13 protein-coding genes and 1 tRNA gene are annotated in these 11,999 nt (G+C 49.3%); 6 read left to right on the top strand and 8 right to left on the bottom strand.

Going from position 1 to position 11,999, the window contains the following annotated elements:
* Window positions 1-17: 17 nt before the first annotated feature.
* Window positions 18-99, top strand: a tRNA-Leu gene (locus IPL71_RS09090).
* Between the two features lie 28 nt (window positions 100-127).
* Here IPL71_RS09090 and IPL71_RS09085 read toward each other — a convergent pair.
* The 5 genes from IPL71_RS09085 to IPL71_RS09065 form a co-directional block, all read right to left on the bottom strand.
* A complete protein-coding gene (locus IPL71_RS09085) occupies window positions 128-1,630 on the bottom strand; it encodes an ATP-binding protein (protein ID WP_345321113.1) in 1,503 nt (500 codons plus the stop codon).
* Between the two features lie 329 nt (window positions 1,631-1,959).
* The gene (locus tag IPL71_RS09080; protein WP_345320891.1) at window positions 1,960-2,718 is read right to left on the bottom strand and encodes a dimethylarginine dimethylaminohydrolase family protein; all 759 of its coding nucleotides are present in this window, start codon (window positions 2,716-2,718) and stop codon (window positions 1,960-1,962) included.
* A complete protein-coding gene (locus IPL71_RS09075; protein WP_345320889.1) occupies window positions 2,719-3,480 on the bottom strand; it encodes an amino acid ABC transporter ATP-binding protein in 762 nt (253 codons plus the stop codon).
* A 1-nt stretch (window position 3,481) separates the two neighbouring features.
* A complete protein-coding gene (locus IPL71_RS09070; protein ID WP_345320886.1) occupies window positions 3,482-4,330 on the bottom strand; it encodes an amino acid ABC transporter permease in 849 nt (282 codons plus the stop codon).
* 69 nt (window positions 4,331-4,399) lie between these two features.
* On the bottom strand, window positions 4,400-5,308 hold the full coding sequence (locus IPL71_RS09065; protein WP_345320884.1) for a transporter substrate-binding domain-containing protein: 909 nt from the start codon (window positions 5,306-5,308) through the stop codon (window positions 4,400-4,402).
* A 163-nt stretch (window positions 5,309-5,471) separates the two neighbouring features.
* On the opposite strand from IPL71_RS09065, the gene IPL71_RS09060 reads away from it, so the two are divergent.
* From IPL71_RS09060 to IPL71_RS09040, 5 genes are all read left to right on the top strand, one after another.
* The gene (locus IPL71_RS09060) at window positions 5,472-5,720 is read left to right on the top strand and encodes a hypothetical protein (protein WP_345321124.1); all 249 of its coding nucleotides are present in this window, start codon (window positions 5,472-5,474) and stop codon (window positions 5,718-5,720) included.
* The gene (locus IPL71_RS09055; RefSeq protein ID WP_345320882.1) at window positions 5,641-5,880 is read left to right on the top strand and encodes an SCP2 sterol-binding domain-containing protein; all 240 of its coding nucleotides are present in this window, start codon (window positions 5,641-5,643) and stop codon (window positions 5,878-5,880) included. The genes IPL71_RS09060 and IPL71_RS09055 overlap by 80 nt, the downstream gene beginning before the upstream one ends.
* 10 nt (window positions 5,881-5,890) lie before the next feature.
* Window positions 5,891-6,310, top strand: a complete 420-nt coding sequence (locus IPL71_RS09050) for an aldehyde ferredoxin oxidoreductase N-terminal domain-containing protein (protein ID WP_345320880.1) — start codon at window positions 5,891-5,893, stop codon at window positions 6,308-6,310.
* Window positions 6,264-7,709 carry an aldehyde ferredoxin oxidoreductase family protein gene (locus IPL71_RS09045; RefSeq protein ID WP_345320878.1) on the top strand — a complete coding sequence of 482 codons (1,446 nt, stop codon included), beginning with the start codon at window positions 6,264-6,266 and terminating at the stop codon, window positions 7,707-7,709. The genes IPL71_RS09050 and IPL71_RS09045 overlap by 47 nt, the downstream gene beginning before the upstream one ends.
* A gap of 164 nt (window positions 7,710-7,873) precedes the next feature.
* Entirely contained in the window at window positions 7,874-9,403 is a 1,530-nt protein-coding gene (locus IPL71_RS09040; protein WP_345320876.1) for an NAD(P)H-hydrate dehydratase, read from the top strand.
* A gap of 76 nt (window positions 9,404-9,479) precedes the next feature.
* On the opposite strand, the gene IPL71_RS09035 is transcribed toward IPL71_RS09040, so the two are convergent.
* The 3 genes from IPL71_RS09035 to IPL71_RS09025 all read right to left on the bottom strand — a co-directional run bounded on the left by IPL71_RS09035 (window position 9,480) and on the right by IPL71_RS09025 (window position 11,926).
* Window positions 9,480-10,526 carry an SPFH domain-containing protein gene (locus IPL71_RS09035; protein WP_345320874.1) on the bottom strand — a complete coding sequence of 349 codons (1,047 nt, stop codon included), beginning with the start codon at window positions 10,524-10,526 and terminating at the stop codon, window positions 9,480-9,482.
* 227 nt (window positions 10,527-10,753) lie between these two features.
* On the bottom strand, window positions 10,754-11,551 hold the full coding sequence (locus IPL71_RS09030; RefSeq protein ID WP_345320873.1) for an XdhC family protein: 798 nt from the start codon (window positions 11,549-11,551) through the stop codon (window positions 10,754-10,756).
* Between the two features lie 42 nt (window positions 11,552-11,593).
* Window positions 11,594-11,926, bottom strand: coding sequence for a hypothetical protein (locus tag IPL71_RS09025; RefSeq protein WP_345320871.1), 333 nt, complete (start codon window positions 11,924-11,926; stop codon window positions 11,594-11,596).
* Window positions 11,927-11,999 lie beyond the last annotated feature (73 nt).

Genomic DNA, 11,999 nt, shown 5'->3' with positions numbered 1-11,999 from the left:
TAATACGACCTGCTCTAGCGCTGGTGCTGGAATTGGCAGACAGGCACGCTTGAGGTGCGTGTGCCGTAAGGCGTGGAGGTTCAAGTCCTCTCCAGCGCACTCAAACTCCCGAAAGGGAGTTTGTTTTTTAATGCCGGGCTGCATCTGACAGGGTGAAGAGAAACGTACTGCCTTTGTTCTTCCCGTCAGATTCAACCCAAATTTTTCCGTTATGCAGTTCGATGATCCGCTTTACCAGTGCCAGGCCGATCCCTGTGCCGTCAGTTTTGGCGTTTAGTTTGTCAAACAACCCAAATATACGGTCATGATATTCTTCGTTTATGCCCATTCCATTATCGCGGATATAAAATACAGGATGAGGATCACGAGTTTTTATTCCAATTTCGATCAGCGGGTTTGGTTGATCTCCCATGAATTTTGCTGAGTTATCAATAAGGTTTTGAACGACTTGCAGCAGGCGGGCGTGGTCTCCCTGAATAAATGGCAAGTCCTTTTCTATCTTTACTTTCACATTACTTGATATTAATCGGCCTTGCAGCAACCGAACGGCTTCCTCCGCGATCTCGCCGATGTTGACATTCTCTTTTTTATTTACAACTCTGCCGAGCCTGGATAATTCAAGTAATTCGTTAAGCAGCGTCTGCATCTTGTACACTGCGTCCATGACGCGTTGAACGTCCTGTCTGGCTTTTTCTGCGTTGCCTGCCAGAATATCCTTTTCAAGATAGCCAACAAAGCCGCCGATTGTGATGAGGGGAGCTTTCAGGTCGTGGGAAACCGTGTAGGTAAATCTTTCCAGTTCATTATTTTTATCGCGTAATTCACTTAATAGATCTTCGATCTTTGTAATGTTATAGAGTGTGTACAACACACAGGCTTCTTCATTAACAGTTAACGGAGCGGTTGAGACAAGCATCACTCCGGTCTCACCGGACTGCTTTCTGAATTTTGCTTTGAACTCACGGGTGTAGCCCTGTTTTTGCCGCAACCGGCTGTGCTGTATGTGTTCCTCGGCATTTACCCACAATCTCAATTCATCTGCGCTGTGGTTGATGACTTCTTCTCTTGTGTAGCCCATCTCGTTGGAGAAGGCTTCGTTAACATCCAGAATCACTTTATCTGAGATACGGCCGATCACCATTGGGATAAAGGTGTGGTGAAACGTGGTGTGGAATTTTTCTTCAGAAATTCGCAGGGCAGCGTCAGATTGCTGGCGTTTAATGGCCGCGCCCAGCATTCCAGCCGCAGCTTGCATGGCGTCAATATCTGCCTGTGACCAGGCCATTTCACGTTTGCAATCATCAAATCCGATCACACCCCACCATGTATTATTTACGAAGATCGGTACATCCAGCAGGGTTTTTATCTCACTGCGGCTTTTGGAATTTTTCCACTCTGATGCGAAAAGCTTTGTTGTGTTGTAGAAGGGTTTTCCTGCGCTAATTGTTGCATACCAATTGGATGCGCCGTCTTCCTGCAGTGGGACATTCTGAAATTCCTGATTGGCAATCTCTATATTTTGACCTTCGCCGACCCATTCATATTTTTGGCTGGTGACCAACTTTTTGTTTTCGTCCAGATGGTTTTCAAAGATATATACGTGGCTGGCTTGGGTGGCCTTTCCCAGCAGACATAACAGATCATTAATCTCCGTCCGCCAATCTTGTGCGCTGAGGAGTTTTTGAGCTGACTGGGCAATCGCATTTAGAAGGGCATCGCGCTGCCCGAGCGCTTGATTATTTTTTCTTTTTGCCTGTATTTTTTAAGCCACCCATCCTTTTGGTTGCTTGACGCAAACCCGTGTTTATTTTTGGGTTTCATTTCTGTACCTTTATTAACCGATTAAACCAGATCAATGTTTGTTTTGCCTTTATTTGGTTTGTCTGACTTGCTTTGTGTTTGGACATGAAAAAAATCTCCGCCGAATATAGACGGAGATTTTAAGCGATAATCAATTCATTATATGATCAAACTGCAACAGGTGACCGCCCCTTCGGCTTTTGCCAATTCATCTACGTTGACAGTTGATACCTTGAAGCCTTTTTCTTCCAGTCTTTGCTTTGTTTTCGGGAAGGTTGTTGGGTAGATGATACCGTCGCCGACCGGCAGGCAGTTGGCAGCAAAGGGTTCCGCGGGGTCTACTTCGATCAGTTCATAGCCTTTGAAGTAGGACGGTGCAACCCAGTTTTTGTTGATGAGCAGGGTCTTGTCGTCCACACGGGTCACGGCTGTTTTTAGGTGCAGGCAATCCTGCATTTCTGCGCCAATGATGGTGTACCCATAATTGTCCAGCAGGTTTTGTAATTGTTCCAGTGCGGATGCAGTGCTGCGGGTGGATAAGCCGACATAGATGTTCTTTCCAAGCACAAGCACGTCGCCACCATCCACTGTTGCAGGGGCAGAGATATGCACAAGCGGGCGGTAGGGGGATAATGCGTGGATGATGGATTCTGTTTCCGGTTTGCGAGAATCAGCTCCGGGCCGGGTGATGACCGCTACTTCCGGCAGGATAAAAGCTGTATCCTCCACGAAAACAGAGTCAGGCAAATCTGTTTCGGCGGGTAATTCCACGATCTGACATCCAAGAGCGGCGAGTGAGTTGACATATTCATGATGCTGCGCGCGCGCAACATTCACATCAATTGGTGTGCGGTCAATATGAGTCAGTTCACATTCACTGAAACGGGAACTCACTTCACGTGTAATTGCAACGGTCATTTATTGTTCCTCGGAGCGATAGCGGTCGATGAGGGCTTTGGTGCGCGGATCTTTGGGGTTGGTGAACAGGTCGCTTGGCTTGGCATCTTCGATCAATTCACCTTCTCCCATCACAAGGACACGGTCTGCCACTTCGCGGGCGAAGCCCATTTCATGGGTCACCACGATCATGGTCATACCTTCCTGGGCGACCTTTTTCATTACGTTGAGTACTTCGCCGATCAGCTCAGGGTCAAGGGCTGATGTAGGTTCATCAAAAAGCATGACCTTGGGTTCCATCGTGAGCGCGCGGGCAATGGCAACCCGCTGCTTTTGTCCGCCCGAAAGGCGCATGGGATATTCATCTTTTTTCCAGAGCATATCCACACGGTCAAGGTTCATTTTTGCGATTTCAATCGCTTTGGCTTTGTCCATGCCTTTTACGATGACGGGGCCTTCGATTACATTTTCAAGCACGGTCATATGCGGAAATAAATTAAATTCCTGAAACACCATGCCTGTTTTCAGGCGGACTTCATGAATGAGCCGGCGATGTTCCTTACCCTTTTCACCGCCGCTGACATGGATGCCGTCCACTTCAATGCTGCCACGGGATGGTTCTTCGAGAAAATTAATACAGCGCAACAGGGTGCTTTTGCCTGAGCCGCTGCGCCCGATCAAACAGACTACTTGCCTGGGTGGAACCTCAAGGCTGATATTTTTTAATACGTGCAGGCGGCCAAAATATTTATCAAGGTTGGAAATCTTTACGATCGGAACCATGTTATCGATCTCCTTTGGCGAGGCGTTTTTCGATGATGCTTTGGACGTAAGTGAGGATCAGGGTCAATCCCCAGTAGAACATGGCTGCCATGATCAGCGCCTCAAGGTTGTGGAATTGTGCGCGACCTACTTTTGTGGAACGCCACATTAATTCATGCACGAAGCCTGTGGCGGAAACCAGCGCGGAGTCTTTGGTCATGGCGATAAATTCATTGCCGACGGGAGGAATGGCGAAGCGTAGTGCCTGCGGGAGAATAACACGGCGCATGGTTTGTGTGGGGGTCATGCCAAGCGCAATGGCCGCTTCGCGTTGACCTTTGCCCACGGAACTTAACCCCGCGCGGAAAATCTCCGACATATATGCACCGTAATTAAGTCCCAGGGCCAATACGCCCGCGATGATGCCGGGCAAAATAATACCCAACTGAGGAAGTGCGAGGAAGAAAAAGAATATCTGTAAATAAAGGGGAGTCCCACGGATAAGTGAGACGTAAAAAGTGCTAAGCGCATAAATCGGAGGGAAGGTGGAAAGCCGTCCGAGAGCAGCCAGCAGGGCGAGGATCATTGCCAACACAATGGACATGATCGAGATTCTGATGGTCTCTCCCAAGCCGCCAGCGATAAATGTCAGGTTGTTCCTGATGAATTCAGTGTCAACTTTGATTCCGCTGAAAGTTGTTGAGCCAATGGTAATTTCCTGACCACTGAATGTAAAAACAAGAATAAAAAGGAGAATAAACCAGGAAAGCCCTACATTAGCGCGGAAATGGCGCTCTTTGCGTGCCTGTAATTCGTAGATCAATTCGGCTTGTGACTTGGGTGCATCTTGTGCTTTGGAAAAGATATTCATGCCGATCTCCCTGAAAATAAAAAATAAGGGAAGCGGCTTAAGCCGCTTCCCTTTTATTGCACAAAAAATTTATTTAGGAGCCTGTGTCAGGTCTTGTCCATCAAGCCATTTGATGGAGAGGGCAGAGAGTGTGCCGTCTGCGTGCATGGCTGTGAAGATTTCGTCCACTTTGGCGCGCAGGGAGGTTGTATCGAGTGTGGAAGCCTTGTCGAAAGCGGCGGCGAGGTCTTCAGAGTACACAGCGCCTTCAATTTTGCGGACGGGTAAACCAGCGGCGAGGTTGGCGTCTACGACGGTTCCGGAAGTTACATAACCAACGAAGTCGGTGCGGCCAGCGGCGATGGACTGAGCACATTCCTGATCGCTCTCAAGCGGAACAACTGTGACACCTTCGGGAACTTTGGCGTAGATGGAAGATTCGGGTAAACCGAGAGCGGCGATATCGTTGTTCAACCATGATTCGTAGGTGGTTGAAACACCGGCGCACAAAGCCTGACCAGCGAGGGATTCAACAGTGGTGAACTCAGAGTCGGCGGCTACGGCTACAACTGCGGGAGTGTAGTAGTAAGGCACGCTGAAATCGAGCACCTGCTGACGGGTGGTGGTGATGGTCATGGAACCAACACTCATGTCCCATTTGTCAGCCCAGTTACCGGCAGTGAGGAGATCCCAACCTGGGGTGGCGAAACAGGTTTCCACTTCGAGCGCATCACCAATGGCTTTGGCAACATCCACATCGAAGCCTTGCATTTCGGTCGTGGTCAAGGCATCAGAAGGGCATTTGGTATCAGAAGGGCGGGAAGCAGTGGTGTCAAGGAATGACTGCGGAGCGTAATTTGGATCGGTTGAGATCAAAATATATCCACGGTTCTTAATATCATCAAGAACGTTGTCTGCTTTTGGGCCGCTTCCACCACAAGCGGAAAGTACGAGAGATGCCAACACGAGCAGGCTGGCGAGGGTGAACAGTTTCTTCATTTTCTCCTCCAAGAGAAATAAAATATTGGCAATTTTAAAATTGCACAAGGATGAATTCATCTTCCGGCGTTAAGCATAGACTATTTTTTTATTTGTGCAAGGATTTTTATATATAATCCATAATGGTACAATTGCATAATATCTATTTCTGGAGGCAAATACTATGACAGCGATCTTCCCAAGCGAAGAATGGTTACAGGGGCTCGAAGCAAAACTTAACTCCGATGAAAAATATAGTGAGATTGCGAAGAACTGGGAAGGGGATTTGTTCTTTAAGATCGAGCCTGAAGGAAATTTAAAAGAGGAGCTCACGTTCTATCTGGACCTGTGGCATGGGAAGTGCCGAAAGGCAGTCTATAAGCCTGATGCATCTGCCTACCCAAGCCAGTTTTTCATTGTCCGCATCCTATAACAATATCACTCAGTGTTCTCACTGGCAAAATCGTCCCATGACTGCGATGATGACGATGAAGCTCAAGGTACAAGGCAATATGGGCTATATGATGCGTAATGTGCCGACCGTGCTGGACTTTGTCCGCGTGGCGAATGATGCGACAGAAGAGATCGTGTAGTTGACCGTGTATGCTGCCCATTCTTAAAATTAATCTTACAACTGGAATATCCGAAGAGTTTGTCATTCCCAGAGAATGGGAACGCGATTTTCTTGGTGGTGCTTCTCTCGCGGCGCGGATTCTTTATCCGTATTTAACGAAGGAACTTAATCCGCTTTCTTCTGAGTCACCTTTATTGTTTATCAACGGCCCATTGAGCGGAACATCTGGTCCAACGACTGGACGCTTTGTGATCTGCGGGAAAAGTCCCGCTACAAATTTGTGGGCGGAATCTGGCATTGGCGGCTTTTGGGGACCAGAACTGCGCAAGGCTGGTTATGACGGTTTGTGGATCACAGGAAAATCTTCCAGCCCGGTATATATTTGGATTGAAGAAGGCAGGCTTGAGATTAAAGAGCGCTGCGCATGTTTGGGGGAAGGATGTGTATGAGACGCAGGAAGTTGTCAAAGCGGAAGTCGGGATCAAGGGGGCGCATGTCGCAGTAATTGGCGAAGCCGGAGAACGAGGCGTTTTGTATTCATCCATTTGTTGCGACCATGGTCGCATGGCGGGACGAACCGGACTTGGCGCAGTGATGGGTTCGAAGAATCTCAAGGCGATTGCGGTCTATGGAAAAAATAAGATCGTGGTTGAAGATATGGAACGCTATTCTGCGCTGCGCTCTGAAGCCAATCGTACACTCAAACAGGACAACGAAGCCAAGATCATTCACGAGGTGGGCACGGCAGGCGTGGCAAATTACGCCGAGTATTTAGGTTCGATGCCTGCAAAATATTATCATCAGGGTTCGTTTGCCGGTGTGGATAATATTTCCGGTTCGAAGATGACTGAAAGTATTTTGACTGGCAGCAGCGCGTGTCAGGGATGTGTGATCGCCTGTGGACGGGTAGTGAATCTTGGCGATGGCAACAAGCGCAAGGGGCCTGAATACGAAACGATTGTTGGCTTTGGTCCAAATTTATTAATTGACAATCTGGAAGAGGTTGTGCGCCTTGGTGAATTATGCGATAAATATGGCATGGACACCATTAGCACAGCCAACACGATCGGGCTGGCCTTTCATTTGTATGAAATGGGCAAAGTGACAAAACAGGACACTGGCGGCATTGAGTTGACCTGGGGAAGTTTCATGGCGGTGCGACAATTGATTCACATGATCGCGCGCCGTGAGGGGATCGGTGATTTATTGTCACGCGGCTCACGTCAGTTTGGCGCAGCGTTTGATGCTGAAGATGAAGCCGTGCAGGTGAATGGACTTGAAGTTGCATACCATGATCCGCGCGGAGTTTCTGGTATGGCGCTTTCCTATGCAACCAGTCCACGCGGGGCTTGTCATAATCAGTCTGATTATTTTTTCGTGGATTTTGGTCACACGTATGAAAAGATCGGCATTACCTATTTTGAACGTCAGGCGCAGGCGGAGAAATCTGCAAATGTTGCGAAGCATCAGGATTGGCGTACATTCTTCAATTCAGCGATCATGTGCATCTTTGCTAATGTTGATCCGCAAATGCAAGTGGACTTGATCAATGCGGCCTGCGGCCTCGAATGGACTCTCGACGATATGATGCGCTCCGGAGAACGCGGCTGGAATATCAAGCGTGCCATCAATAATCGCATGGGGCTGACCCGCGCAAATGATAAATTGCCCAAGGCTTTGCTGGAGCCGCATACAGAAGGCGGTACCATGGGGTTTGTCCCTGATATGCTCGCCATTCTTGAAACATATTACGAAGCACGTGGTTGGGATAAAGAGACCGGAAAGCCTTCCAAAGAGAAATTGCTTGCGCTGGGGCTGGCAGATGTTGCAGTAGATTTGTGGGGATAAATTTTGACAATAAAAACAGAGGCTGACTTTATAAAGTCAGCCTCTGTTTTTATGTTTGCTCAGCAGAGTTCTGCGCAGGAAATAGACGTATAATCTTCTTTGCGCACATTTGAGCTTTACACAACCAACAGCTATATGGGTAAACACCCGAAACTTGTCACCATGTGCGCGGATGCAAAAGGAGCAAAGCAGATGCAAATGGCCTGCCTTATGCTGAAATGATGGAAAACGCAGGCCGTGGACTTGCGGAGATTGTCAACGAGATCGCGTTTGATGAGGAATGGGGAGAGGTGCTTGGTCTTGTGGGATCGGGCAACAACGGCGGAGATACGCTTGTGGCATTGACGCATCTCGCCGAAGAAGGCTGGCACGCCGGCGCCTATCTGGTTAAACGCAAAAAAAATGATGAATATGTGGCGCGTCTACTCGCTGCGGGCGGAGAAGTGACCCTTGCCGAAGATGATGGCGATTTTCACACATTGACCGCGCATCTCGAATCCGCTGAAATTGTGCTGGACGGCCTGCTTGGTACCGGGATCAAACTTCCGCTTAAAGCAGAGGTCGCTGCTGTGTTGGAACATTCGCTTGTCGTCATGGAAGAGATGGACGAGCCGCCGTACATTATTGCTGTCGATTGTCCTTCCGGCGTTGATTGTGACTCGGGCGAGGTTGCGCTTGAATGTATCCCTGCTGATCTTACGGTTACGATGGCGGCAGTTAAACAGGGCTTGCTGAAATTGCCTGCTTTTGAATTCGTCGGCGAACTGGCGCTTGTGGATATTGGTCAGCCCGATGACTTTGCATCTTTCAACGAATTAAAAACCGAAGTCGCTGACGATGAACTCGTCGCCGGGCTTTTACCCGAACGCAGACTCGATTCACACAAAGGGACATTTGGTACCGCGCTCATCGCAGCTGGCTCGCTGAACTATACCGGCGCGGCGCTGTTGGCTGGCACTGCCGCTTATCGCATTGGTGCGGGCCTGGTCACGCTGGCTGTGCCCGAACCATTACATGCCGTGCTTGCTGGCCAACTGCCTGAAGCCACCTGGGTTTTACTTCCGCATGAAGCTGGTTTTGTTTCTGGAAAAGCAACCGATACTTTTTTGAATCACGTACACCGTGCCACCGCCTTTTTATTTGGTCCGGGCATGGGAAATCATATTCCAACCCGAACTTTTATCGAGACCGTAATTTCTAAAGTAAAACTTCCCACCGTAGTGGATGCCGATGGATTGCGTCATCTGGTGCAGATCGAAGACTGGCATGAGAAATTATTTCCGCTTGCAGTGCTCACTCCGCACGCTGGCGAAATGTCCGCGTTGACGGGGTTGTCCAAAGAGGAAATTCAGGAAAACCGCAGTGAAGTTGCTTGCAAGTATGCAAAAGAATGGGGGCATGTCGTGGTCTTGAAAGGCGCATTTACTGTCATTGCATCCCCAACAGGACAAATGACCATTATCCCTGTGGCATCGCCTGCGCTGGCGCGTGCAGGCACAGGTGACGTACTGGCGGGTCTGATCGTCGGTCTGCGCGCTCAGGGACTCGACGCCTACGATGCCGCGGTTGCAGGCGCATACATCCATGCTGAAGCTGGTCTGCTCGCTGCCGAAGATCTTGGCACCACTGCATCCGTTCTTGCAAGTGATATCCTCGACTCTGTCGTCGATATCATGAGTGAATTGGAAGATTGAACGCTTAACACGAAGCATCCAAAACAAAAAGAGGAGTCTGAAAAATTCAGACTCCTCTTTCATATTTCTTCAACGCTTAGCTATTCATGAACGAATCGAGATTATCCTTGCTGATGCGGAATGCCTTGCCGACTTTCTTCGCCTTCAGGCTTCCATCGGTGATTGCGGCCATAATATCTTCTTCAGTCACTTTCATGAACTGAGCCGCTTCAGCGGGGGTCATGATATCGGGCATCTTCGCGCCAGAAGGAGCGCTGCCGCCCTGTGAGTTATTCTGCATACCGCCTTGTAAGGCCTGTCCCATCAAATTGCCGATGCCCATACCAGCGCCGATGCCAGCGGTTAAACCTGCGCCGCCGCTCTGATTCTGAGCCGCATCACGCATTGCATCCGCAGCTTGCAATTGGGTGTAGGTGGACATATCGAGCATGCCCATATCGCGCAATTCCTGAGCCGACTTCTGGCTTGGTTTGAGGCTGCCGATATAGAATGTCTTAAGGGTCAGGCCGATGGCTTCAAAATCTTCCTTGGCCTTTACGCGGACCGCTGCGCCGATCTCCTCGGGCAGACCGATCAATTTGCTCGCCGGATTTCCCTTCGCGCCAGTTTCGCCGAGTACATCCTGCAATTTCGAAAGCAGAATCATCTTCAAGCGTTCTTCGATTTCAGAAGTACGGTAGGCGCCCTGCGCCCCGACGATCTGCGTAACGAACTGTTGAGGATCCTTTACCTGGAATGAATAGGTTCCAAATCCCTGCAACAGCGCCACGCCAAAACCCATATTGGGGTTACGAACGATAATCGCCTGCGGTGTGCCCCATTTCTCATTTGCAAATTCCTTGCGCGAAACGAAATACACTTCCGCGGGGAACGGTGTGCGATCATTGAACGCCTTGCCGACCCAATCGATCAGCAACGGGATGTTTGCGGTCGCGATCGTGTGGCGGCCCGGTTTGAACACATCCAGCGCGTTGCCGTCACGGAAGAATACAGCGCTCTGGCTTTCGCGCACGATCACCTGTGAGCCAATCCGAAAATCGCCGATACCTTCTTCAGGGAAGCGATGGACGATCTCATCGCTCATTTCATTTGCATACTCAATGACATCAAAAATTCTAGCCATGTTTTTTTCTCTCCTTTTTTATAATAACACTCAGATTATAGCCGAATGAACTTTCTGCAACAAGAACCGTTTTTCCTATTCTTCTTACGAATTCCAACCGCAAACGTTTCATACTTCGATTGAAAATTACTTGCCTTTTACAGTGTATTGCTCACAGAACCGCTTCTTTCTTAACCTGTAACCTGATTCTGTTTTCGCGAACATTCTCGTATCTGTGATCGTTCACATCACAAATTACTCTTCATCGACTTTCCCGTTCCTTTTTCCTTGAGCATCATCACCTCGGCCATAATGCTGACTGCGATCTCTTCCGGCGTTTCTGCTTGTAGTTCCAACCCAACCGGCGAGTGGACTCTCGCGATCTTTTCATCAGAAACGCCCTTGTCTTTTAATGCCTTGACCGTGGTCGCCCACCTGCGCTTTGAGCCAATGATGCCGATATACGCGGCAGCGGAATCAAGCAGCGGGGAGAGTCCAGCCGCATCGATGGCTGATCCTCTTGTGGTTAAGATAAGAACCGTTCGTTTATCGATTGTGATGTGTTTTGGGAGTTCATCCATTGCCACCGGATAATAAGCATCCGCTTCGGGTATGGATTCGGGCGTGCAAAATTCGGCGCGGTCATCGCTGACAGCCACGCGAAAGCCGAGCCATTTTGCGAGATGCACAACCGCTTTGCCGACATGCCCCGCGCCGATCACGATCAGCAGTGGTGTGGGAAGAATGGGTTCCACAAATACCTCCACCTGGCCGCCGCATACGCCGGGGTCGCCGCGTGAAGGATCGGCCATTGAATAGGCAAGAGTTTGGGCGGTTTCGTTTTGAATTGATTCAAGCGCGGCTTTGATAACGCGGTTTTCCAATTCGCCGCCGCCGACGGTGCCGATAAAATTCCCGTCAGGATGGACAAGCATTTTGCTGCCCACGTGGCGCGGCGTGGAGCCTTCACTTTTTGTCACCGTGCAGAGCGCGGCAGATTGATTGTTTTTCTCAAGTTCGGCGAGAGCCTGATAAATGGATTTCATGATTTAACTTTGAACAAGAGTTTTCTCCTGCTCCTTCAAAAATTATTGAATTTCCTTCGCAGCAACGCGGACGCGGATCGCTTCGACCAGAATATGAACGTACTCCATGCCTTTTTTGGATGGAGATTTTTCAAAATGTTTCCAGCGCCGTGATTCAAAGAAGAGGCAGGTGCGCAGGTCGGTTAGTGACTGGGTGAGTTCTTTTTGTCCGCGATATAGCTTGACGCCTTCTTCGGCGACTTCACGGCATCTTTTGAAGGAGCCCCAGTGTTTGTATCCGTCAAAGGTCAAGGCGAACGGTTCGATTTTTTTCCAGCTTGCGCGGTTGCTGGGGATGTCGGTTTCTATTAATTGGGAATTGGGGATTTTATCCATGCGTATCTTGATTTCTTTCCGGCGTTCACGCGCTGGTGATGCGTAAATGCATAGCGCGATAGTTTGTAAATAT

Source organism: Candidatus Villigracilis proximus, from assembly GCF_016717045.1.
Lineage (GTDB): Bacteria > Chloroflexota > Anaerolineae > Anaerolineales > Villigracilaceae > Villigracilis > Villigracilis proximus.
The sequence above is the reverse complement of the archived record's forward strand: the minus strand, read 5'-3'. Positions and strand labels throughout refer to the sequence as shown.